The following is a 22,721-nucleotide window of genomic DNA, read 5'->3' as shown; positions in this document are numbered from 1 at the left end:
GTACTCAGCTGAGTACTCCGCTCCTGACCGACTGATCTTCGCCAGCCTCTGTGTCTCCGGCGACGCCTCACGCGTTGTGACCGAAACGCGGCAGATGATCGTACATGTCGTATTCGATGCCGCAGGAGCCGAGGTCACCCCGGGCCCGCCCCCGACGTCGGCTCCGACGCCGAAGAAGCAGCACACCCAGCTGTCGAACGAAAGGCCCGCACATGTCTCTCCGCACAGGACCGTTCCAGGTGGTCGCACTGGCCGTCGCTGGTCTGCTGCTCACTGGCTGCGCGGGCGATACCGGCGATGCTGCGCCCCCGGCTGTGAAGAGACCCGCGAGCGCCGCGGCCAGGTCGGGTGCTGCCGGGCAGCTCGGCGCAGAGGCGCAGAGCGTCCTGGCGCAGGAGATCCCCTCGCTCGGGCCAAAGACCCGCGCCAAGATCACCGCGTCCAACCGGCAGGCGGTCATGGTGGTCGGCAACCACCCCAACTCCAACCAGTCCGTCGCCCTGCTCTACGAGCGCGATCCCGTCCGGGGCTGGAAGCACGTCTTTGGCCCGTGGCCGGCGCGCAACGCCCTGCTCGGCTGGACCGACGACCACCGCGTCGCCGACAATCGCTCGCCGATCGGGGTCTTCGGCCTCACGGACGCGGGCGGCAAGCTGCCCGACCCCGGCACAAAGCTCCCGTACGACCAGGAGCCCGCCTTCGACGCGCCCGGCACCGGCTTCGAGGGGGAGCCGCTCGAGGGGTCCTTCGACCATGTCGTGGCCATCAACTACAACCGCGAGCCGGGGAACACGCCGCTGGACTGGACCCGCCCGCTCGGCGCGGAGAAGGGCGGCGGTATCTGGATCCACGTCGACCACGGGGGGCCCACACAGGGCTGCGTCTCACTGCCGCTCGCCCGGATGAAGGACCTGCTGCGGTGGCTGGACCCGGCGAAGCGGCCGGTGGTGGTGATGGGCGACGCGGCGGCGCTGGGACGCTGACACGTAAGAAGCTGTCAGGCGTAAAAAGGGCCCCGGACCAGGTCCGGAGCCCCTTCTTACGCGGCTGGCCACTCGTACGCCTGACTACGCCGGCTTCTCCTCCAGGCGCGGGAACAGCACCGCACCCTTCGTCACCGTCACGCCCGCCGGGAGCTTGCCCCACTCGCCCGCGTCCTGGACCGGCTGGTCACCGAGGGCGCCCAGCGAAGCCTCCGCGCCGAGCGAGTCCCACAGGGCCTGCGAGGTCTCGGGCATGACCGGATTCAGCAGCACCGCGACCGCCCGCAGCGACTCGGCCGCCGTGTACAGGATCGTCGCGAGACGGGCCTGGCCCTCGTCCGATTCGTCCTTGGCGACCTTCCACGGCTCCTGCTCCGTGATGTAGCCGTTGACCTGCTTCACGAAGTCGAAGACCGCCAAGATGCCGCCCTGAAAGTCCAGCTCCTCGCCGATCTTCCGGTCGGCCTCTGCAACCGCCTTCGCGAGTCCGGCCTGGACCGTCTTCTCCGCCTCGCCGGACGCCGTCGCCTCCGGCAGCGCGCCGCCGAAGTACTTGCCGACCATCGCCGCGACACGGGACGCGAGGTTGCCGTAGTCGTTGGCGAGCTCGCTGGTGTACCGGGCGGTGAAGTCCTCCCAGGAGAACGAGCCGTCCTGGCCGAACGAGATCGCGCGCAGGAAGTACCAGCGGTACGCGTCCACGCCGAAGTGCGAGGTCAGGTCCTGCGGCTTGATGCCCGTCAGGTTCGACTTCGACATCTTCTCGCCGCCGACCATGAGCCAGCCGTTCGCGGCGACGCGACCCGGCACCGGCAGGCCGTTCGCCATCAGCATCGCGGGCCAGATGATCGCGTGGAAGCGCAGGATGTCCTTGCCGACCAGGTGCACATCGGCGGGGAAGGTCGCTTCGAACTTCGCCGGGTTCTCGTTGTAGCCGACCGCCGTCGCGTAGTTGAGCAGCGCGTCGATCCAGACGTAGATGACGTGCTTGGGGTCCCACGGCACCGGGACGCCCCAGTCGAACGTCGAGCGCGAGATCGACAGGTCCTGCAGGCCCTGCTTGACGAAGTTCACGACCTCGTTGCGGGCCGACTCGGGCTGGATGAAGCCGGGGTTGGCCTCGTAGAACTCCAGCAGCTTCGGGCCGTACTCGCTGAGCTTGAAGAAGTAGTTCTCCTCCTTGAGGATCTCCACCGGCTTCTTGTGGATCGGGCAGAGCTTCTGCCCGGCGTACTCGCCCTCGCCGTCGAGCAGATCGGCGGGGATTTTGTACTCCTCGCAGCCCACGCAGTACGGGCCTTCGTACCCGCCCTTGTAGATCTCGTCCTTGTCGTACAGGTCCTGCACGAACTCCTGCACACGGTCCGTGTGCCGCTTCTCCGTCGTACGGATGAAGTCGTCGTTCGCGATGTTCAGGTGCTCCCAGAGGGGCTTCCAGGCCTCCTCCACGAGTTTGTCGCACCACTCCTGCGGGCTGACGCCGTTCGCCTCGGCAGTGCGCATGATCTTCTGACCGTGCTCGTCCGTGCCGGTGAGGTACCACACCTTCTCGCCACGCTGACGGTGCCAGCGTGTGAGCACGTCGCCTGCGACGGTCGTGTAGGCGTGGCCCAGGTGAGGAGCGTCGTTGACGTAGTAAATGGGGGTCGAGACGTAGTACGCCTTCGCCCCCTGCTTCTCGGATCCAGTGGCCGCCATGGTCGAAATCCTAACGGCCCGCGGAAGGTCCACTCACCCGGTTAAAGGGGGCGGAGAGGTCTGCGAAACATCTCGTCCCGTAGAAAGGCGCATCCTGGGCGGAGAGGCGGGCGCGGCGGGTGCGTGGGGAGCGGGAGCAGGGGGACGGCAATATGCGGGTACTGGTCGCCGAGGACGAGGAAGTCCTGGCCGAGCTGGTCGCGACCGGGCTGCGGCGGGCCGGATTCGCCGTCGACACCGTGTACAGCGGGGATGCCGCACTCGCGTATCTGGGGCTGCACGACTACGACGTCGTCGTCCTCGACCGCGATCTGCCGCGGGTCCACGGCGACGACGTGGCACGCGAGCTGGTCTCGTCCTCGTCCCGCACGCGGATCCTGATGCTGACCGCGTCCGCGTCCATGGAGGACCGGGTGGAGGGCCTCGACCTGGGCGCCGACGACTATCTGGGCAAGCCCTTCGAGTTCCCCGAGCTGGTCTCCCGGGTGCGGGCGCTGCGCCGGCGCCGCGCCAGGACGGTGCCGCCGCTGCTGGAGCGGCACGGGGTGCGGCTCGACACGGTGCGGCGGACGGCCGAGCGGGACGGGCGAGATCTGGATCTGTCGCCGAAGGAGTTCTCCGTGCTGCAGATCCTGCTGGAGGCGGACGGGGCGACGGTCTCGGCGGAGGAGCTGCTGGAGCGGGCGTGGGACGCGCACACGGATCCGTTCACGGGCGCGGTGAGGGTCTGCATGAGCAAGCTGCGGGGCAAGCTGGGCGAGCCGGCGCTGATCCGTACGGTGCAGGGTGTGGGGTACGCGCTGTGAGCCGTCCATACCTGGGGGCCGGGTCGACGATCCGGACGCGGATCGCGCTCGTCTACGGCGGGGTCTTTCTGGTGCTCGGCGGTGTGCTGCTGGGGATCGTCAATCTGCTCTCCCGCGCCGGTACGGAGGACGAGGTCACGGCGATAAGACGGCGCGCCGTTCCCGCGCTGCCGGTGACGGACGTGCGCGGCGTCACGGTCGTCCAGCTGACCGACAGCGTCAGGGACGCGGCGGGGCAGCAGATGCTGATCTGGTCGTCATTCGCCCTGCTGGGGACGGCGCTGTGCGCGGTCGTGGTGGGGTGGTGGACGGCGGGGCGGGTGCTGCGGCCGGTGCACGCGATGACGGCGAAGGCGCGGCGGCTGTCGGAGCGGACGCTGCACGAGAGGATCGGCGCGAGTGGACCCGACGACGAGCTGAAGGAGCTCGGGGACACGCTGGACGCGCTGCTGGCGCGGCTGGAGAAGGCGTTCGACAGCCAGCGGCGGTTCATTGCGAACGCGTCGCACGAGCTTCGTACGCCGCTGGCGACGCAGCGTACGGCGATCCAGGTGGGGCTCGACGAGTCGGCTTCTGCGGAGGAACTGGCCCGTACGAAAACGGTGTTGCTCGACAACAACCGGCGCAGCGAGCGGCTCATCGAGGGACTGCTGGTGCTGGCGCGCAGCGAGCGGGGGCTCTCCGAGCGGGAGGACGTCGACCTGGGGGAGGTCGTGGCGGAGGAGGCCGCGAGGTACGAGGTGAAGGCGTCGGTCGGGGGTGGCTCCGGCGCGGCCGGGGTGGTGCGGGGGAACCGGCTGCTGCTGGCCCAGCTGGTGGGGAACCTGGTCGCGAACGCGGTGGCGTACAACGTGCCGGACGGGACGGTGGACGCGGTCTGTGCGGACGGGGTCCTGACGGTGCGGAACACCGGGCCGGTCGTGGCGGCGGAGGATGTGCCGGCTCTGTTCGAGCCGTTCAGGCGGGGGGAGGGGCGGGACCGGATGGGTCCCGGGGCGGGGCTGGGTCTGTCGATCGTCCGCTCGATCGCCGACGCCCACGGCGGCACGGTGACGGCCGAGCCCGGCCCTGAGGGCGGACTGGCCGTCACCGTGTCGCTGCCGGTGACTTGCCGGGTGACTTAGCTCTGCCCAGCTCTGCCTAGCTCTGCCAGTGGGCGAGAAGCCCTTCGTACAGATCGGCGTCGGCGACCTCGCGCGGTGTGGGCCCGGCGTGGAAGAAGCCGGTGTTGCCTGTCGCGTTGTCGGCGGTGAGCTTGCGGAGGTAGTCGAAGGCCTTCGCGTCGTGCTCGCCGAACGCCACGAACTGCCAGAAGACGCGTGCCGACTTGGCGGCGGCCGCGGCGAGCGCGGCGGTGGCGGCGGTCTTGGACTCGGGCGCACCGTCGGTCTGGAAGATCACGAACGCGGGCGCGTCGGCGTCGGTCTTGGCATGCAGGGCGAGGACCTCTTCGACCGCGAGGTGGTAGTTCGTACGCCCCATGCGGCCGAAGGAGTTGTGGAGCTCGTCGATCCGTCCCTGGTGGGCGGGGAGGGTGAGCTCGCCGGTGCCGTCGATCTCCGTGGAGAAGAAGACGACGTTGACGGTGGCGTCGTCGTCCAGATGCGCGGCGAGCGCGAGGGCCTGCTCGCCGAGGTGCTGGGCGCTGCCGTCCTTGTAGTACGCCCGCATGGACCCGGACCGGTCGAGCACGAGGTAGACCCGGGCGCGGGCCCCGGTGAGCCCACGCTTGCCGAGGGCGGCGCCGGCGGCGGCGTAGTGGGGGGCGAGGTGGGGCGGGACGTCGGCGACGGCGTCTGCGTCTGCGTCGGCCTTCGGCTCGACCTCAACGACCGCTGCGGCGACGGGTTCGGGTGCGGTGTCGGCCTGCGGCTCGACGGCGGGTGTGTCGTCCTCCGGCTCGACCTCGACGACGACCGCTGCGGCGATGGGTTCGGGTGCGGTGTCGGCCTGCGGCTGGGCGGCGGGTGCGTCCGCCTTCGGCTCCGCCTCGGCGGCGGGAGCCGGGGCGCTCTCCTCGGCTTCGGCGGCTGGGACTTCGGTCTCCGGCTCGGCCTGGACGACCGCTGCGGCGACGGGTTCGGGCGTGGAGTCGGTCTGCGGCTCGGCGGCGGGTGCGTCGGCCTTCGGCTCGGCAGCCGACTCGGCGGGTGCCGCAGGGGCCTTCGCAGCCCTGCGCTTCGGCTTCGCCGGAACAGCCTTCGGCTCGGGCGCCTTGCTGGTCTCGGCGGCGTCGGCCTCCGCCACGGTGGCGGGCTCGGTCTCCTCGGCCGTTGTCTTCGGTGCCGTCTCGGCAGTCGCGGGCGCGTCCGCCTCGTTGGCCGGCTTCGCCGGAGCGGCGTTCGTCTCGGCGGGGGCCTCCGCGTCCGCCGCGGCACCGGCAGGCGCCTCGGTCTCCGCTTCGGTCTCGGCGACCGGCGCGACCTCCGCCGCGGCGGGCGCCGCAGTCTCCTCGTCCCCCTTCGCCTCAGCGGCGGCCGGGGGCTCGGTGGCCTCCGGCTCGGCAACCGCCTCGGCGGGAGCCGCAGAGGCCTTCTCGCCCCCGTCCGTGGGCTTCGGCGACACCTTGTCCGGCGACACCTGTGCCGGGACCGACGCGCCCCCGGCCCTCGGGGCCGGGTTGTCGAAAGCCGCCGAGACCAGGTCCGCCGCCGCCCGTTCCGCCGGAGACGGAGCCGGGACCGTCGCTGTGGGCGGCTCCGTGTGTCCGGTCTGGGGCGGGACGGAGGTTGCCGTCGACTCGTCCAGCTCCGAACGGTCGCGTCCGAACACCTTGCGCAGCAAGCTCCGAATGCCCATGGGCGAGGCCTTTCGCATGAGTGAGTGCGTGAATGTCCACACTTGGGCCTGGCGTCCTCAGGGTGTCCTGGCCAGGGCGGACACGTAAGGTTAGCCGCCACACCGCCCTGACCCCGGCAGGGGCATGCCCTCGTTGTCAACCCCGCCCCGTCCGCGCCGGATTCATCCCCCGTTCACTTCACGGCCGCCGCATTGCACACGTACGCCCCTAACGTCGCGGCGGAACATATTTCCGACACCATGTCGGCGCAGGCTGCGCCGTAGGAGGACGAAGTGCGCAAACTGCTGCCGCTGTTGAACTCGAACCCCCACCCGGGCGGACGTTCCGCTCTGACCTGCCGTTACCGCTGCGGTGACGCTTGCTTCCACGAAGTGCCCAACACCAGCGACAACGAGTACGTCGGCGACGTCATAGCCGGAGCGCTCTCGAGACGATCGATGATGCGCACCGCCGCCGTCGTGACCGTCGCCGCTGCCGCCGGCTCCGCCGCCGTCATCGGCCAGGGCGGCGACCAGGCTGTCGCCGCGCCCGCGACCACGGACGGTTACGGAAACACGCCCGGCAGCACCGACGGAGCCCGCGGGCTCCGCTTCGCCGCCGTCGCGCCCAACAAGGACGACAAGGTCACCGTCCCCGACGGCTACGCCCAGAACGTGGTCATCCGGTGGGGCGACCCGATCCTGCGCGGCGCCCCCGCCTTCGACCCCGACAATCAGACTGCCAAAGCGCAGGCGGGCCAGTTCGGTTACAACAACGACTTCCTCTCCCTGCTCCCCCTCCGCGGCGAGCACGGGCGGCAGATCCTCGTCGCCAACCACGAGTACACGGACGAAGTCCTGATGTTCCGCGGCTACGACGCGGCCAAGCCGACCCGCGAGCAGGTCGAGATCGCCTGGGCCGCACACGGCCTGTCCGTCGTCGTGGTCCAGGAGGAGCACCGCAGCGGCAAGCTCACCCCGGTGGGCCGCCACCCGCTCAACCGCCGCCTCACCGCGACCAGCGAGTTCAAGGTCACCGGCCCGGCCGCGGGCAGCGCCCTGCTGCGTACGAGCGTCGACCCGACCGGCACCAAGGTCCTCGGCACGCTCAACAACTGCGCCGGCGGCACCACCCCCTGGGGCACCACGCTCCACGGCGAGGAGAACTTCAACCAGTACTTCGCCAACGGCTCCAGCGCGACCGACAAGCGCTACGGCATCGGCACCGGCGCGACCGAGCGCAAGTGGGAGCTCTTCGACAAGCGCTTCGACCTGAAGCAGGAGCCCAACGAGGTCCACCGCCACGGCTGGGTCGTCGAGCTCGACCCGTACGACCCGGACTTCACGCCGCGCAAGCGCACCGCGCTCGGCCGCTTCAAGCACGAGGCCGCGGAGCCCCGCCTGACCGACGACGGCCGTCCCGTCGTCTACATGGGCGACGACGAGCGCTTCGACTACTTCTACAAGTTCGTCTCGTCGAAGCAGATGAAGAAGGGCGGCGGCCGGGCCGCCCGCGAGCACAACCGCACGCTGCTCGACGAGGGCACGCTCTACGTCGCCAAGCTCACCGGCGACAGCCCGGCGACCGAGATCGACGGCAGCGGCAAGCTCCCGAACGACGGCGAGTTCGACGGCAGCGGCATCTGGATCCCGCTCGCCAGCGGCGACAAGTCGTTCGTCCCCGGCATGTCCGCCGAAGAGGTGTACATCTTCACCCGCCTCGCCGGCGACAAGGTGGGCGCCACCAAGATGGACCGCCCCGAGGATGTCGAGCCGTCCCCGCGCACCGGCCGCGTCTACGTCGCGCTGACCAACAACACCGACCGCGGCAAGCCCGGCAAGGCCGCTGCGGACGAGGCCAACCCGCGCAACCTCAACAAGCACGGCCAGATCCTGGAGCTCGCCGAGAACTGGGACGACCCGGCCGGCGACGGCTTCGCCTGGCGGCTCTTCCTGGTCGCGGGCGACCCGAACGACCCGTCGACGTACTTCGCGGGCTTCCCGAAGGACAAGGTCAGCCCGATCTCCTGCCCGGACAACGTCGCCTTCGACCCGTACGGCAACCTGTGGATCTCCACAGACGGCAACCAGCTCGGCTCCCACGACGGCCTGTTCGGCGTCGCGACCCAGGGCGAGCGGCGCGGTGAGCTCAAGCAGTTCCTCACCGTCCCGGCCGGCGCAGAGACCTGCGGCCCGATCATCCAGGACCGCCGCGTTCTCGTCGCGGTCCAGCACCCGGGCGAGATCGACGGCGCGTCCGTCGAGAAGCCCGCGAGCGCGTGGCCGGACGGACCGGGCAAGATCGTCCGTCCGTCGGTCGTCTCCGTCTGGCGCAAGGACGGCCGCGACATCGGCGTCTAAGACGCATAAGCAGTACAAGCAGTACAAGCAGTACGAGCACTAGCTCACGAAGCTTCATGAGGTGGCGCGTACGTGTGCGCGCCACCTCGTGAATTCCTCCGTCGCGTCGCCCGTGTACGACCACGGCACCCGCGCCGCGCGCGTCCCCAGCAGCTCGAACAGCAGCCGGGCCTCCTCGCTCAGCCCCGCGTAACAGGCCGCGTGCGCCAGATAGTTGAGCTCGCCGGTCTCCTCCGGGACGGCAGGGCCCTGTACCCGCCCGCCGATCCAGCGTTCCCAGGTGCGGTGCACCTCGGTCACCGCAAGCTCGTGGTGCCAGTGCCTCCCGAAGTCCCGTACCGGCGCCCGGCCCAGTACGCCCTCGGTGGCATAGCGGTACTCCTCCACCCGCGCGATCTGCACCAGAACCGGCAGCGGTGACCCGGGCGGCGCCGCGCCCGCCGCGTCGCGGGCGAAGTCGTACATCCTGCCGTGCGTGCCGTGCCAGCGCGCCGAGTAGTAGCGCAGCAGCTGCACATGACCCTCGATGTTGAACGGGTCGCGACGGCGCAGCTCGTCGAACCAGGAGCGCAGTTCGCGCCGCGGAATCCCCGTCTCGTACAGCCGCGCCACCGTCAGCAGCGACACCCACGGCATCGGGTCGGCAGGCCGCGCGTCCGCCGCGCTCAGGCAGGCCATCACCGCCACATCGAGCCGCGCCTCGTCGAGCCCGACCCCGCGGCCCGCCTCGATCGCCTGGTGGAAGACCCGTACGACCTCCGTCGCCGCCCGCAGCACCGCCGCGTCGGGGTTGTCGGGCTCCGCCGCCCGCCAGGTCTCCACCGCCGACGAGCCCGCCGCCGCGTGCGCGAGCAGCCGCAGCCGGTGGGTGCGCAGCGGCCAGTCGTCGCCGGTGGCGTGCAGTAGATCCCGTACGCCCTGCCAGCGGCCGATGACGATGTCGTGGACGGCGTCGGCGAGCGGCCGGTCTCCGAGGGCGGGATCGAAGTCCGGTACGAAACGGCGGCGGGCGGCGGCCATCTGCGGCACTTCCCTCAGAAGTCCGTGGCCAGCGACTTGTCGGCGTAATCGGTGTGCTGTGAGGCGGAGTTGGCGTACTGCTCCTGGGCGGCGACGGAGCGGGTCGCATCCAGCCGGGCGGGACGGTAGTACGAACTCCCGCGCCGCCAGTACCGGATCATCGGCACCAGACCGGCGGCGAGACCGCCGATGCCGATCGCGATCGAGGCCGCGCTCAGCTCGCTCAGCGCCTCGAAGAAGATCCAGAACATGAACACGGCCCCGAGCAGCGGCCACACGCCGCCGAGGACGAAGTCGCGTACGGATGTCAGCAGCATTTTGCGGTACGCGACGACTGCAGCGATGCCCGCGAGTCCGTAGTAGAACGCGATCTGCAGGCCTATGGCGGCGACCGCGGCGGACAGCACATCGCCTACCGAGCCGAGCGCGGTGGAGGCGACGAACATCGCGAGCGCCACCGCGCCGACGACGGCGACCGCTACATACGGGGTGTTCCACCGGCGGTGCACGGTGCCGAGCGCGGCGGGCATCGTACGGTCCCTGCCCATCGCGAACAGCGACCGCGTGACCTGGATCAGGGTGGTCTCCAGCGTGGCGACGGTGGACAGCAGCACCGCCACGACCAGCAGTTTCCCGCCGACGCCGGGCCAGATCGCATCGCCCAGCAGGCCGAGGACGTTGGCGCCGCCGGCCTTGATGTCGTCGGCGGTCAGGAGCACGTTCACCGCGATCGTGAAGGCCTCGAAGAGGAGGAAGACGACGCCTACGCCGACGAGGGCGGCGAGTCCGGCGGTGCGGCGGCTGTCGCGGGTCTCCTCGCTGAGGTTGCTGGTGACGTCCCAGCCCCAGTAGTAGAAGGCGGCGACCAGCGCGCCGGAGGCGAATCCTGCCGGTCCGTCGAAGTGCGAGAAGCCGAACCAGGACCAGTCGAAGGCGGCGGCGGCTCCGTTGTGCAGCAGCGCGGCGAGGATGAAGAACAGCAGGATCAGCAGCTCGACGCCGGACATGAGGAGTTGTGCCCGGACGGTAAGCCGCGCGCCGCCGAGTACGACGAGCAGCATCATCAGGAACCAGGCGGCGCCGACGGCCGTCGCGAGGAAGGTGTTCTCGGCGAGCGCGGGGTCGAAGAGCGCGAGCGTCATCGCACCGGCAGGGAGCGAGCCGGCCACCATGAAGATCGTCGCGGAGACCACGAGGGCCCAGCCGGACAGAAAGCCGAGGAACGGGTGGAGGGTGCGGCCCACCCAGGAGTAGCCGGCGCCCGCGTTGACGTCGATCCGGCCGAGTCTGCTGTAGGCCAGGACGATGCCGAGCATGGGTATGGCGCAGTAGAGCAGCGCGGCGGGTCCGGCGAGGCCGACGGATGCGACGAGTACGGCGGTGGTGGCCGCGATGGAATAGGCGGGAGCGCTGCCCGCGATCGCCATCACGATGGTGTCGAACGTGCCGAGGACATTGGGCTGAAGCCCTCTGCCGGAGCTGTTGCGCATGGGATTCTCCGAACGACCTGGTGCTGAATGCCCTTGTGCCACACGACATGTGCCGGTATCTCAGAAACGAACGCCCGCCGCGGAGTGAAGGCCTCCGTAAAGGAAGAACGTGCGCATCGTAGTCGGATGCGCGCGGGCGGGGTGAGGGGGTGGGGCGGGGGGCGCCCAGCGGGGAGCAGGGGGCGCCGTGGGCCGTTGTCCTCGCGTCCTTGCGCCTCGGATGCGGTCGGATCGTAGAGTCGGTGTATGGCTGCAGAGGTTTCGGACGAGGGGACCGTACGGATCGACGCATGGATCTGGTCGGTCCGGCTCACAAAGACCCGCTCGCAGGCGGCGTCGGCCTGCCGGGCCGGACACGTCCGCGTGAACGGCGAACGGGTCAAGCCGGCGCACGCGCTGCGGGCGGGGGACCAGGTGCGGGTGTTCCACGCGGGCCGTGAGCGCCTGGTGGTCGTCTCAAGGATCGTCCGCAAGCGGGTGGGCCCACCGGTGGCGGCCCAGTGCTACGTGGACAACAGCCCGCCGCCTCCGCCGAGGGAGTTCACGGCCCCGGTGGCGGTCCGGGAACGAGGCGCCGGCCGCCCGACGAAGAGGGACAGGCGAGAGCTGGAGCGCCTCCAGCGAGGGAACCTGACGGGACCTGACGGGACCTGACGGGGTGGTGCGGTCCGCCGGGCGGGACTGGCCGCGGGCGGGAACGCTGCACCCCGGAGGTGAGCCATGGAACGCCGGGATGCGGACGTGTGCGTGGTAGGTGCGGGTTTCGCGGGTCTGGCCGCCGCGCGGCAGCTGGCGCAGGCGGGCCGCGAGGTGGTGGTGCTCGAGGCCCGGGCCCCGGTCACCCCGGTCACCCCGGGCGGCCCGGGGACGCGATTGCCCGGGCTGCCTTGACCTCCTGCCGCAGCGCCCCCAGCACCCCCGCCTCGTCCCCCTCCAGCTCCGCCCGTACCTCCACCAGCACCTCGCTCTCCCTCAGCCCCTCCGCCAGCTCGTGCAGCTGCTGCTCGACCGCCGCCACCTCCGCCCGCGTCGGTGGCTCCGCCCCGTGGTCGACCCGGACCCTCGCCGCCGTCGTCGCGTCCACGATGCGTTCGACGGCCACGACCAGCGGCCACCACGCCGCCGCCCGCGTCCCCGTCGGCGGTGGTTCGGTCAGGGCTCGCTGGAACTCGGACCGGACCGACGACAGGTCGCGGTAGATCCGGCGCCGCCTGCGCACCCGCTCCCCCTGCTCCTCCGCCTCGGCGCCGAACGCGCACGCCACGTAGCGCGCCGCGTCCTCCACCGCCGTCGCCAGACGGTCGCCGATCCGGGTGTGCCAGCTCTCGGGCCAGAGCAGATAGCCCGCGACCAGCACGATCGCGCAGCCGATGAGGCTGTCCACCAGGCGTGGCAGGACCAGGTCGAAGCCCTGGTGGCTGAGGACGTCGGAGAGCAGCAGGATCACCGGGGTGATCGCCGCCGTCTGGAAGGCGTACCCCTTCGCGGAGAACGCGGGGATGAGCGCCGCGAGGAGCATCATCACCGGCACGTCCCACCAGCCGCGCGGCACCTGCGCGAGCACCGCCGCCGCGACGACCAGCCCCGCCGCCGTGCCCAGCGCCCGCAGTACCGCGCGGGAGAAGACCGAGCCGAAGTCCGGCTTGAGGACGAAGGTGACGGTGAGCGCGACCCAGTACGAGCGCGACACCGGCACCAGCGACACCAGCGACTGCGCGAGACCGATGCAGAGTGCTAGCCGCAGCCCGTAGCGCCAGGAGGATTCGGAGAGCAGCACGCTGCGGGCCGCGCGCCGGGCCCTGATGCGCAGTGCCGCGGGCCGGCCGAGCCGGTCGTCGACGTTGTAGGGGTCGGGGTCGGCCTTGTGCACGACGACGACGGCGTGCCGCAGCGCGCTTTCCATGGCGCGGTCGGCGGGGCCCTCCGGCTCCGGCAGCACCAGGTCGGGCGCGTCGCCGCGGCCGCCCCGGTCGACCGTGTCCGCCAAGTCCCGTACGGCCGCGGCGATTTCGGGCCGTCGCGAGGCCCGCCCGTGCAGATGCGCGGCCGCGGCCGCCTCGACGAGCGGGATGAGCACGTTGAGCTGCGAGAGCAGCCGTACGAGCGGGCTGCGCCGCCCGTGGTCGCGGGCCCGCCGGGCGAGGATCAGGTCGTAGGAGGTGTTGAGGGACTCCGTGACGGCCTGGCGTTTCTCGTCGTACGCCGTCGTGCCCGCGGCCGCCAGCAGATCGGCGACACTGCGGTACGTCTCGGCGACCGCGGTCCGCTCCGGCATCCGGCCGCGCAACGGCCAGGCCAGCAGCGTCAGCACGAGGACGAACAGCCCGCCGAGCGTGAGCAGCAGCGGCGCCTTCCACCACGGCCCCGGCATCGGCAGCCCCGCGCCCACCACCGCGTTGAGCAGGAGCAGCAGCCCGCCCACGGAGGCCACCGCGCCGATCGACGAGATCATCCCGGAGACCAGCGCGACGAGGGTCAGCGCGGCGACCGCGGTCCAGCCATCCCCGTACACGAGCGTGCCGAGCGTGACGCCGACCGCGCCGAAGAGCTGTGGGACCGCGATATTGAATATCCGCATGCGGTACGCGTCGGCGGTGTCGCCGATGACGCCCGACAGCGCGCCCATCGACACGAGCGCCCCGTACTGGGGCTGCCCGGCGGCGAGGCCGACCGCGAGTGGAGCGGCGAGCGCGACGGCGGCGCGGGCGCAGGCCGCCCAGGGGACGGGCGCGGCCTGCGGCCGCAGGCCCTTGAGCAGCCACTCGGGCGGGGACAGCCGTCCCGCTCGTGTCCCTGATCCGGAGGAAGCCCCGCCCATGTCGTCGCCCATGGTCATCAAAAGACCTCGAAGCCGCCCTCCGGCGCAACTCCCCTGCAAGGTGGCAGGGCGGGACGGTCAGCCGAGGTAGCCCTCCACTTCGTCGGCGGGCTGCACCCTCGCCGTGTCCGGGTCCTCTCCGAACTCCGCCTTGGCGCGTCTGCGGCGCAGCAGGTCCCAGCACTGGTCGAGCTGGACCTCGAGGGAGCGCAGCCGCGCGAGTTCGTCGGAGCCGAGGCCGTGCAATTGGGAGGACCGCTCCCGCAGGGCGCGTTCCTCTGCGACGAGATCGTTGATGCTGCCGAGTATCTGATCGTTGTCCATGACACCTGCTCTCGGAGTACGAACGCGGTGTACCAACCCAGCGTACGAACGCGGCGCACGAATTCAGAGTACGAAGACCGTCTTGCCGCGTGCCCCGCCCGCGCGGTTCTGCGCGAGTGCGTCCGGCGCCTTCTCCAGCGGGTATTCCGCGTCCACCGGGGCATGGAGGGAGCCGTCCCCGGCCGCCGCGGCCAGGGTGTCCAGCAGGGCGGACGAGGCTTTGAGATGGAAGTCGACGCCCTCGACCCCGGCGGGGAGCCGCGCCGGGTCCGCCACGGAGCGAGTGGTGAGGGCGCGGCCGCCGGGCCGCACGAGGGCGGCGTTCGCGGTGAAGGAGTCCGAATCGGGCGAGACCAGGTCGACCAGGGCGTCGACGCCGTCAGGGCAGGCGTCCCGTACCGCGGAGGACAGATCGCACGTCGTGGTGTCGAGGGTGACGGCCGCCCCGAGCGCGGACATCCGGTGCTCTTCGTCGCCGCGCACCGCCGCCAGGACGTGGTTGCCGCGGTCGGCCCCCAGTTGGGTCAGATAGCTGCCGACGCCGCCGGCCGCGCCGATGACCAGCAGCGACTGCCCGGCGTGTACGCCCGCCGCGTCCAGGAGCTGCGCGGCGCTCATCCCGGCCGTGGGCAGCAGGGCCGCCGTCTTCAGCGGCAGCCCGTTGGGCACGAACGCGATCGCCCCGTCCTGCGGCATCGTCACGTACTCGGCGTATGTGCCGGTGCCGACCGGCGGCCGGCCCGCCTGGCCGAAGACCGCGTCGCCCACCCGGAAGCGGTTCTCGCCGGGGCCGACCACATCCACCTTGCCCGCGAAGTCCGAGCCCATGACCAGCGGAAACACATGCGGGACCCGACCTTCGAGCAGTCCTTCGGCGGCCCGCCAGTCGAACGGGTTGAGCGCCGCGTACTCGACCTTCACCAGCACCTCGCCCTCGCCGGGTTCCGGTTTGGGGACCTCGATCAGCTCGGGCTCCGCCCTGAACGCCCTGACCGCGACAGCGCGCATCCGCAATGCCTCCTGCTGGACGGCCCCCCTGCTCTGGCCACCTCGACCCACTCTCACCCGGGCGGGCGGTCAGCGCACGTCGTGCAGTTCCAGTTCGACCAGCAGAGACCGGTGGTCGGTGTCCGTCAGATCCAGGAAGCGTGCCCCGCGCACCGAGAAGTCCTCGCTGATCAGCACATGGTCGATCTGGGCGCCCAGCGGCCGGCGGGCCATGGCGGGCCAGGACGGGGTACGGGCCGCGCCCGCGAGGGTGGCGCTGTCGCGCAGATCGCCCGCGTCGAGCAGCCGGCGGAAGGCGGCGTGGTCCTGGCTGGCGTTGAAGTCTCCGGCGAGGACGGTCGGCCGCCCCTTCGTTCCGGCGGCGTACGTACGCACCAGGCCGAGCTCCCGCTGCCAGTCGTCCACCCCGCTGGGGATGGGCGGCAGGGGGTGCGCGAGCTGCAGATTCACCGGGCGGTCGCCGACCATGGCGACCGAGCCCGGCATCGCGAGCGTCGCGTCGATCCCCGGGGCGGGGCGCAGCGGGTGCTTGCTGAGGATGGCCGAGCCGGAGGCGGAGTAGCCCTCGACGATGTTGCGGTACGGGTAGTCGCCGCGGGAGATCTCCGCCGCGAGCGCGTCCGAGCAGGTGTGGTCGCATTCCTGGACGAAGACCAGATCGGGCTGCTCGCGGCGGATGGTGGCCAGCAGTCCCTTGGTGGCGTTGCCGAACTCGACGTTCGATGTGAGCACTTCGAGGCGGGCGACGACCGGGCCGGGCGGATCATCGGTGAGCCCGGTGTCGTACGGCCTGACGAACCACCCGGTGACGGCGAGCACGGCGAGGGCCCAGACCATGCCGGTGCGCCACCGCGCGAGGAGGGCCAGGAGCAGGGCGGTCCCGGCGGGCAGCAGCAGCCAGGGCAGGAACGCGAGCAGCTGGGGGACGGGCGTGATGCCGTCGGTGTCCGCGACGCGGCAGGCCACGACCACGCTGGGCGCTATGAGCAGCAGGCCGGCCAGCCAGGCGGCGGCGCGGCGGCCGCCGGAGGGGCGGAAGGGGGCGTCCTGCGGGGCTGCCGGGGCCGCCGTCGAGATGGCGCTGTCCATACCGGCCTCCGAGCCGCGGGATATCACTGGATGTCGCTGGATGTCTGTCAGATGTCCGTCGGTGATGAGGACGTCATTCCCGGCCGGTCTGTTGCGTCAGACGGAGCGTACGTTCGCAGCGCGTCGATCAGCAGCTCCACGCCGAAGGTGAACTCCGCGTCGTGGTCGATCACCGCGAGCATCGGCGCGAGCTTCGCCACCGCCGGGAACCCCGAGCTCTCCAGACGCGCTGTGCGCTCCCGTACCGCCGACTCGTCCTCCCCCTTGAAGCTGGGCGAGTGGAACTCCCGTATCAGGGAGCCGACCTGGAAGGCGATGAGCAGCCGCAGGGCATGCACGGCGGCGGCCTCGTCGAAGCCATGGTCGAGCAGGACGGCGAGGGAGCAGTTGATGGTCGGGAGTGCGTGGCGGGAGGAGAGCTGGCGGGTGAGGACCAGTTCGCAGGCGCGTGGGTGACGCAGCGACGACTGCCGGAACCCGTACGCGACCGAGCGGATGCCGTCCTCCCAGCCGCCGTCGGTGCGCCTGGGCAGCTGCATGCCCGTGGTGATGAACTCCGTGATCCCGTCGAGGACGTCCGCCTTGCCGTCCACATGGTTGTAGAGCGACATCGCCTGGACGCCGAGGGTGGCGGCGAGGCGGCGCATGGAGAGCGCGTCCACGCCCTCGTCGTCGATGATCGTGAGCGCGGCCTCGATGATCCGCTCGCGGGACAGCGGCTCGCGCGATACCGGCTCGCGCGATACCGGCTCGCGCGATACCGGCTCGCCCGGCGGCGGCTCGCTCGATGACGGCTTGCTCGGCGACGGTTCGCAGGAGGCCGGCTTGTGGGCCGATGTGCTGCGCTCCGTGGGGTGTTGACGGGATCTTCCGTCAGACATCGGGGTGCTCCTGAGTGGGTTTCGCGGACTCCCGTCGTACTCCTTGACGGCTTACAGCGTAGGTGCTTCCCTCGGTCCCGTACTTCGCCTACTTACGGCGTAAGTATGGAACTTACTGGCCTGGAGGGCCCGGACGATGACGAAGGAAGCGCGCGAGGCTCTCGCCCTCGAGCACCTGGCGAGGGAGAACCGGTACGAGTCCGGCGGCGCCCTCAAGGACTTCGGCCACCCCCCGTACGAAATCGTCGCCCCAGGTCAGTTCTTCGACGGACCCGCCGAGGTCGCCGGCCGGATGCTCGCGCTCCTCCTCTTCGAGGAAGAGCAACTGGTCGGCGGACGTGTCTGCTTCGACACCGCGACCACCCTCGCCCAGCTCGGCCTCGCGCCGTCCCTCCCCGTCCCCATCCCCGCGTAAGCGGAGTCAGGTATGTCTGTGCCCACCGTTCACCATCTCGACTGCGCCCCGATGCACCCGCTCGGCGGCGCCCCCCTGGTCGCCCACTGCCTTCTGGTGGTCACGGGCAGCGGCCTCGTCCTCATCGACACGGGCCTGGGCACCGCGGACGTCCGGGACCCGCGTCGGCTGGGGGCGTTCTTCCGGCGGACCATGCGGCCGACGCTGGATCTGTCCTGGACGGCCGCCCATCAGATCCGGGCGCTGGGTTATGACCCGTACGACGTCCAGGACATCGTGCTGACCCACCTCGACCTGGACCACGCGGGCGGTCTGGCCGACTTCCCGGACGCGCGGGTCCATGTGATGGCCGACGAGTACCGCGCGGCGATGCGCCGCGACACCCGCCTCGACGCCAGTCGCTATGTCATCGCGCAGTGGGCGCACGGCCCGCGCTGGGTCGTCCACGACACGGCGGACTCCGACTGGCACGGCTTCGCCGCGGCCCGGGTCCTGCGCTTCCCCGACATCCTGCTGGTCCCGCTGCCGGGCCACACCCGCGGTCACTGCGGGGTGGCGGTCCAACAGCCCGACCGCTGGCTGCTGCACGCGGGCGACGCGTACTTCTTCCACGGCGAAATGGACCTGCGCCGGCCCCGCTGCCCCCGCTCGCTGGCGCTCCACCAGCGCATGGCGGCGGACAACCACGGCGAGCGTCTGACGCAGCTGGAACGACTGCGGGAACTGCGCCGGGCGGACCCGAGGCTGATCCGGATCTTCTCGTCGCACGACACCCACGAGTTCGCCCAGTTCAGCGAAGAAACGGTCGGTCCTCTGCGGTGACGTCGGGGCGGGGTGCGGGAGCGGAGCTCCCCCGCTCGGGCCGCCCCCGCCGCTGCGCCGGCCACGCGACCGCCGCCAGGGCAAGGCCCGCCCCCAGCACCCACCAGGCCGTCGTGTGCAGCGTCGCCGTCAGGGCGTCGTACACCGCTCTCGCCGCCGGGCGGTCCACGTCCGGGGGCAGGTCGTCGAGGGCGAGGCCGCGGCCGAGCGTGACCGCGATGCGGAGCAGCGCACCGCCCGCGGCGAGGGCGATGCCGAGCCCGACAAGAGCGCGGGCGGCGCGGCGGGCGCGGACGGCCAGGAGCACCGCGGCCGCCGCCAGCAGCAGGGTCGCGAACGGCAGCCACACCCCCGCGATCCGCAGGCCGTCGAAGATCTCGCGTGCGACGCCGAGCCTGTCGGAATCCAGGATCGTGATCCGGGTCCGCCCGACCGGAATCTGCTCCGCCAACTGCAGCACGTCCGCGCTGAGCTGCTGTTTCACCTGCTCGATCACGGGTGCCAGATCGATGCTGACCGCATCGCCGCTGTCGCTGGTCAACGCCTGCTCGACCGCGGTGTGGGCGGCCCGGTTGACCGTGTTCCAGGCGGTCTTGTAGGAGTCGGTGCCAAAGAAGGAGATCACGGCCTCGTACAGCAGGTCCCGCGCGCCCTCATGGAAAGGACCGACGTCGATCTTCTGGACGACCTCGTTGGTGATCCGTACGGCGACCGCGTTCTGCACCGCCGGGTCCGACGCGAGGGGCGCCATCGCGGCGACGTAGCGGTCCGTGTCGCCGATCTCCCGGTCGGCCCAGACGGCGAGCGCGCTGAGCGGCGTCAGGATGGCCACGAGGACGATCAGCACCGCCGACACCGCTGAGAGGAAGCTCCGCACTCCTCCAGGGAACGTGGGCCGCGGGCCGGACGCGACCGGTGTTCCGCCGACCGGGCGTGCCCTGAAGGGGCGGTGTTCCGACTTGCCGGGCGGCGGGTGCTGGTGTGCCCTGAAAAGGGGACGCGGGGCAATTCGGGGGAGGGAAGAAACGGGGGGCGAGGGAAGGAGCTCTCCGCCATGGCCGCACACGCAGCGGTACGCGTACGGCACTACCGTTCTCGCGCCTGGGCGCTGCCCGTCACCCTGGGCGTGGCCTACGGCTTCTACGCGGGGTTCCTGCGCCGCACCGGCCGGGACGTCAACTGGGGCGACGTCCTCTTCGGCGTCGTCTGCGGCGTCATCGTCGCGGCCCTCGCCTTCGGGCTGGGCCGGATCCAGCAGTCACTGTCCCACGAGGTCCGGGCCGCCGCGTACGCAACGCTGTTCGGCGGGGCCATGGGCTATCTGTTCAGCCAGACCGGGGCGAGCGTGCTCAAGTCGTCAGTGATGGGGCTGGTCCTGGGCGGGGCGATGCTCGTCTGTGCGTTCTACGTCTTCCACACCAGGGAATAGCGGTCTTCCACACCAGGGAATAGCGCTGCCGGACGCCTCCTCGCGCGGCCGCCAGATCTGATCTGGCGGCCGCGCGCCGCCGTCTCGCGCCTTCTGGGTGAGGGCCACAGACCGGCGGAAGGGAGGCGTCCCATGGGGGACCAGGACATACCGCCACTGCGTGTCACGGTCATCATCGGCAGTACGCGCGAGGGGCGCGTCGGCGAGAAGGTCGGCCGCTGGTTCACCGAGCTGGCCGCCGAGCGGGACGGGATGGAGCTCGCGGTCGTCGACCTCGCCGACTTCGACTTTCCGGCCCGCTACCCTGACCGGGCCACCGTCCAGATGCGGGAGTTCGTCACGGAGGTCGGCCGCGCCGACGCCTTCGTGGTCGTCACCCCTGAGTACAATCGCTCCTTCCCCGCCTCCCTCAAGCAGGCCATCGACTACGCCTACGACGAGTGGCGGACCAAGCCGGTCGCCTTCGTCAGTTACGGCCACGGCTCCCGCGGGCTGTACGCCGTCGAGCAGCTGCGCTCGGTCTTCACCGAGCTGCACACCGTGACCCTGCGCAATGGCGTGAGCATCAACCTCCTCGACGAGGCGTCCCAGGACCGGGACCGCGCAGCCGAGCTGATGCTCGATCAGCTCGGCTGGTGGGGCTTGGCGCTTCGGGAGGCCCGCGCCGCCCGCCCGTACGTCTCCTAGCGCTCTTGGCCCTGGAGCTTCAAGGAACCCGGGGCCCCGCCGATGACTTCACCCGACGACCCGAGTCAACCCCCTACACCGTCCGGCAGAGCTCCCAGAAGGATCAGAAGGAACTGACGATGAGTACAGATCTGGCAATCGAGACCACGGGCCTGGTGAAAGTCTTCGGTGACAACCGGGCCGTCGACGGCGTCGATCTCAGCGTGCCCGCGGGCACGGTCTACGGCGTCCTCGGCCCGAACGGCGCCGGAAAGACCACCACGGTACGGATGCTCGCCACCCTGCTGCGGCCGGACGGCGGCGAGGCCCGGGTATTCGGCAAGGACGTGCAGAAGGACGCCGACGCCGTCCGCGGCAGGGTCAGCCTCACCGGTCAGTACGCCTCGGTGGACGAGGATCTCACCGGCGCCGAGAACCTGGTGCTGCTCGGCCGGCTGCTCGGCCACTCCAAGCCGGCCGCGCGGGAGCGTGGCGCGCAGCTGCTGGACGCCTTCGGCCTCTCCGAGGCGGCCGAGAAGCAGGTGAAGAACTACTCGGGCGGCATGCGTCGCCGAATCGACATCGCCGCGTCCATCCTCAACACCCCGGATCTGCTCTTCCTGGACGAGCCCACCACCGGCCTCGACCCGCGCAGCCGCAACCAGGTCTGGGACATCGTGCGCGCGGTCGTCGCGCAGGGCACGACGGTGCTGCTGACCACGCAGTATCTGGACGAGGCCGACCATCTCGCGTCCCGTATCGCCGTGATCGACCACGGCAAGGTGATCGCGGAGGGCACCAAGGGCGAGCTGAAGGCCTCCGTCGGGTCCGGCGCCGTCCATCTGCGGCTGCGCGATCCCGGCCAGCGGCCGGAGGCGGAAAAGGTGCTCGGGGCGGTGCTCGGCGCCGAGGTGCAGCTGGACCCCGATCCGGTCGCGCTCACCGCCCGGGTCAACGGCCATGGCACCGAGCAGGGCGCGGCCGAGCAGGCCGGGCGGGCGCTGGCCGAACTGGCCCGCGCCGGAATCACCGTGGACAACTTCGCGCTGGGCCAGCCCAGCCTGGACGAGGTCTTCCTCGCCCTGACCGACAAGAAGGGGACTGCGGCATGAGCACCGCGACCACCACCAAGTCCACCAAGGACATCGACGATCTCGTCCTCGAAGCGCCCAAGGCGGAGGATCTCGCAGCGCTGCTGGTGAGCAAGGACCGCCCACCGCGGCCCAGCGCGCTCTCCGCGTCCTTCACCTTCGGCTGGCGGGCCATGCTCAAGATCAAGCATGTGCCGGAACAGCTCTTCGACGTGACGGCGTTCCCGATCATGATGGTGCTGATGTACACGTACCTCTTCGGAGGGGCGCTGGCCGGCTCGGTCTCGGCGTACATCCAGTTCCTGCTCCCCGGCATCCTCACCATGAGCGTCGTGATGATCACGATGTACACGGGCGTCGCGGTCAACACCGACATCACCAAGGGCGTCTTCGACCGGTTCCGCACGCTGCCGATCTGGCGGCCGGCGCCGATGGTGGGCTATCTGCTCGGCGATGTGGTCCGCTACTTCCTCGCCTCCGTGGTGATGCTGGCCGTCGGCATGATCATCGGGTACCGACCGCACGGCGGGCCGCTGGGCGTGGTCCTCGGAGTCGCGCTGCTGATGGTCTTCTCGTTCTCCTTCTCGTGGGTCTGGACGATGTTCGGCCTGCTGCTGCGCACCGAGAAGTCGGTGATGGGCGTCAGCATGATGGTGATCTTCCCGCTGACCTTCCTGAGCAATGTCTTCGTCGACCCGAAGACCATGCCGGGCTGGCTGCAGGCCTTCGTCAACAACAGCCCGGTGACCCATGTCGCCACAGCGGTGAGGGAGTTGATGGAGGGCAACTGGCCGACGGCCGACATCGCCTGGTCGCTCGGATGGGCCGGGCTGCTGGTGCTGGTCTTCGGCTCGGTGACGATGCGGCTCTACAACCGCAAGTGAGGCGTGCGCGTGGCCTCGGTGGGGCCGGTTGCGCGTGGCGTCGGGGGGGGGGGGGGGGCCCCCCCCCCCCCCCCCCCCCCCCCCCCCCCCCCCCCCCCCCCCCCGGGGGGGGGGCGCGGCCGCCCCCGGGCCCCCGCCCCCCCCCCCCCACCGCCCCG

22 protein-coding genes are annotated in these 22,721 nt (G+C 71.0%); 12 read left to right on the top strand and 10 right to left on the bottom strand.

Features of this window, described 5'->3' with window-relative positions; genetic code table 11:
* Positions 1 to 212: 212 nt before the first annotated feature.
* A complete protein-coding gene (locus tag ACFYWY_RS04695; protein WP_389179683.1) occupies positions 213 to 983 on the top strand; it encodes a L,D-transpeptidase family protein in 771 nt (256 codons plus the stop codon).
* An 84-nt stretch (positions 984 to 1,067) separates the two neighbouring features.
* Here ACFYWY_RS04695 and metG read toward each other — a convergent pair whose 3' ends face one another.
* Complete coding sequence (metG, locus tag ACFYWY_RS04690) at positions 1,068 to 2,681, bottom strand: methionine--tRNA ligase (protein WP_389179680.1); 1,614 nt, start codon at positions 2,679 to 2,681, stop codon at positions 1,068 to 1,070.
* 152 nt (positions 2,682 to 2,833) lie between these two features.
* On the opposite strand from metG, the gene ACFYWY_RS04685 reads away from it, so the two are divergent.
* Both ACFYWY_RS04685 and ACFYWY_RS04680 read left to right on the top strand, forming a co-directional pair.
* Positions 2,834 to 3,487, top strand: a complete 654-nt coding sequence (locus ACFYWY_RS04685; RefSeq protein ID WP_389180653.1) for a response regulator transcription factor — start codon at positions 2,834 to 2,836, stop codon at positions 3,485 to 3,487.
* Positions 3,484 to 4,611, top strand: coding sequence for a sensor histidine kinase (locus ACFYWY_RS04680; protein ID WP_389179677.1), 1,128 nt, complete (start codon positions 3,484 to 3,486; stop codon positions 4,609 to 4,611). The genes ACFYWY_RS04685 and ACFYWY_RS04680 overlap by 4 nt, the downstream gene beginning before the upstream one ends.
* 16 nt (positions 4,612 to 4,627) lie before the next feature.
* Here the strand turns inward: ACFYWY_RS04680 and ACFYWY_RS04675 are convergent, their stop codons facing one another.
* On the bottom strand, positions 4,628 to 6,286 hold the full coding sequence (locus ACFYWY_RS04675; protein WP_389179674.1) for a VWA domain-containing protein: 1,659 nt from the start codon (positions 6,284 to 6,286) through the stop codon (positions 4,628 to 4,630).
* Between the two features lie 273 nt (positions 6,287 to 6,559).
* On the opposite strand from ACFYWY_RS04675, the gene ACFYWY_RS04670 reads away from it, so the two are divergent.
* The gene (locus tag ACFYWY_RS04670) at positions 6,560 to 8,626 is read left to right on the top strand and encodes a PhoX family protein (RefSeq protein ID WP_389179671.1); all 2,067 of its coding nucleotides are present in this window, start codon (positions 6,560 to 6,562) and stop codon (positions 8,624 to 8,626) included.
* Positions 8,627 to 8,680: 54 nt separating this feature from the next.
* On the opposite strand, the gene ACFYWY_RS04665 is transcribed toward ACFYWY_RS04670, so the two are convergent.
* Together ACFYWY_RS04665 and ACFYWY_RS04660 are read right to left on the bottom strand one after the other, a co-directional pair.
* Positions 8,681 to 9,646, bottom strand: a complete 966-nt coding sequence (locus ACFYWY_RS04665) for a hypothetical protein (RefSeq protein WP_389179669.1) — start codon at positions 9,644 to 9,646, stop codon at positions 8,681 to 8,683.
* A gap of 14 nt (positions 9,647 to 9,660) precedes the next feature.
* Complete coding sequence (locus ACFYWY_RS04660; RefSeq protein WP_389179666.1) at positions 9,661 to 11,136, bottom strand: APC family permease; 1,476 nt, start codon at positions 11,134 to 11,136, stop codon at positions 9,661 to 9,663.
* 246 nt (positions 11,137 to 11,382) lie between these two features.
* On the opposite strand from ACFYWY_RS04660, the gene ACFYWY_RS04655 reads away from it, so the two are divergent.
* On the top strand, positions 11,383 to 11,790 hold the full coding sequence (locus ACFYWY_RS04655; RefSeq protein WP_389179663.1) for an RNA-binding S4 domain-containing protein: 408 nt from the start codon (positions 11,383 to 11,385) through the stop codon (positions 11,788 to 11,790).
* Positions 11,791 to 11,856: 66 nt separating this feature from the next.
* Positions 11,857 to 12,027 carry an FAD-dependent oxidoreductase gene (locus ACFYWY_RS04650; protein ID WP_389179660.1) on the top strand — a complete coding sequence of 57 codons (171 nt, stop codon included), beginning with the start codon at positions 11,857 to 11,859 and terminating at the stop codon, positions 12,025 to 12,027.
* On the opposite strand, the gene ACFYWY_RS04645 is transcribed toward ACFYWY_RS04650, so the two are convergent.
* From ACFYWY_RS04645 to ACFYWY_RS04625, 5 genes are all read right to left on the bottom strand, one after another.
* Positions 11,984 to 13,966, bottom strand: a complete 1,983-nt coding sequence (locus ACFYWY_RS04645; RefSeq protein ID WP_389180650.1) for an FUSC family protein — start codon at positions 13,964 to 13,966, stop codon at positions 11,984 to 11,986. The genes ACFYWY_RS04650 and ACFYWY_RS04645 overlap by 44 nt on opposite strands.
* Before the next feature lie 66 nt (positions 13,967 to 14,032).
* Positions 14,033 to 14,278: a DUF2630 family protein gene (locus ACFYWY_RS04640; protein ID WP_389179657.1), complete on the bottom strand. Its 246-nt coding sequence runs from the start codon at positions 14,276 to 14,278 to the stop codon at positions 14,033 to 14,035.
* Between the two features lie 63 nt (positions 14,279 to 14,341).
* Positions 14,342 to 15,286, bottom strand: a complete 945-nt coding sequence (locus ACFYWY_RS04635) for an NADP-dependent oxidoreductase (protein WP_389179654.1) — start codon at positions 15,284 to 15,286, stop codon at positions 14,342 to 14,344.
* Positions 15,287 to 15,355: 69 nt separating this feature from the next.
* The gene (locus ACFYWY_RS04630) at positions 15,356 to 16,375 is read right to left on the bottom strand and encodes an endonuclease/exonuclease/phosphatase family protein (protein ID WP_389179651.1); all 1,020 of its coding nucleotides are present in this window, start codon (positions 16,373 to 16,375) and stop codon (positions 15,356 to 15,358) included.
* Positions 16,376 to 16,422: 47 nt separating this feature from the next.
* Positions 16,423 to 17,256, bottom strand: a complete 834-nt coding sequence (locus tag ACFYWY_RS04625) for a TetR/AcrR family transcriptional regulator C-terminal domain-containing protein (protein WP_389179648.1) — start codon at positions 17,254 to 17,256, stop codon at positions 16,423 to 16,425.
* Positions 17,257 to 17,392: 136 nt separating this feature from the next.
* Here ACFYWY_RS04625 and ACFYWY_RS04620 point away from each other — a divergent pair, with 136 nt between their 5' ends.
* Both ACFYWY_RS04620 and ACFYWY_RS04615 read left to right on the top strand, forming a co-directional pair.
* Positions 17,393 to 17,671: a hypothetical protein gene (locus tag ACFYWY_RS04620; protein WP_389179645.1), complete on the top strand. Its 279-nt coding sequence runs from the start codon at positions 17,393 to 17,395 to the stop codon at positions 17,669 to 17,671.
* A 12-nt stretch (positions 17,672 to 17,683) separates the two neighbouring features.
* Positions 17,684 to 18,493 carry an MBL fold metallo-hydrolase gene (locus ACFYWY_RS04615; RefSeq protein ID WP_389179643.1) on the top strand — a complete coding sequence of 270 codons (810 nt, stop codon included), beginning with the start codon at positions 17,684 to 17,686 and terminating at the stop codon, positions 18,491 to 18,493.
* On the opposite strand, the gene ACFYWY_RS04610 is transcribed toward ACFYWY_RS04615, so the two are convergent.
* Positions 18,462 to 19,370: a hypothetical protein gene (locus tag ACFYWY_RS04610; protein ID WP_389179640.1), complete on the bottom strand. Its 909-nt coding sequence runs from the start codon at positions 19,368 to 19,370 to the stop codon at positions 18,462 to 18,464. The genes ACFYWY_RS04615 and ACFYWY_RS04610 overlap by 32 nt on opposite strands.
* A gap of 177 nt (positions 19,371 to 19,547) precedes the next feature.
* On the opposite strand from ACFYWY_RS04610, the gene ACFYWY_RS04605 reads away from it, so the two are divergent.
* The 4 genes from ACFYWY_RS04605 (at position 19,548) to ACFYWY_RS04590 (ending at position 22,563) form a co-directional block, all read left to right on the top strand.
* Complete coding sequence (locus ACFYWY_RS04605; RefSeq protein ID WP_389179637.1) at positions 19,548 to 19,922, top strand: hypothetical protein; 375 nt, start codon at positions 19,548 to 19,550, stop codon at positions 19,920 to 19,922.
* 132 nt (positions 19,923 to 20,054) lie between these two features.
* A complete protein-coding gene (locus ACFYWY_RS04600) occupies positions 20,055 to 20,609 on the top strand; it encodes an NADPH-dependent FMN reductase (protein ID WP_389179634.1) in 555 nt (184 codons plus the stop codon).
* Between the two features lie 119 nt (positions 20,610 to 20,728).
* On the top strand, positions 20,729 to 21,700 hold the full coding sequence (locus ACFYWY_RS04595; RefSeq protein WP_389179630.1) for an ATP-binding cassette domain-containing protein: 972 nt from the start codon (positions 20,729 to 20,731) through the stop codon (positions 21,698 to 21,700).
* Entirely contained in the window at positions 21,697 to 22,563 is an 867-nt protein-coding gene (locus tag ACFYWY_RS04590) for an ABC transporter permease (RefSeq protein ID WP_389179628.1), read from the top strand. Before ACFYWY_RS04595 ends, ACFYWY_RS04590 begins: the two co-directional genes overlap by 4 nt.
* The last annotated feature ends 158 nt before the right edge of the window (positions 22,564 to 22,721 follow it).

Origin of the sequence: Streptomyces sp. NPDC002870 (assembly GCF_042888505.1) — a bacterium.
In the GTDB taxonomy this organism is placed as follows: domain Bacteria; phylum Actinomycetota; class Actinomycetes; order Streptomycetales; family Streptomycetaceae; genus Streptomyces.
Note: the sequence above shows the minus strand (reverse complement) of the source record. Positions and strands in the feature narration are given on the sequence as shown.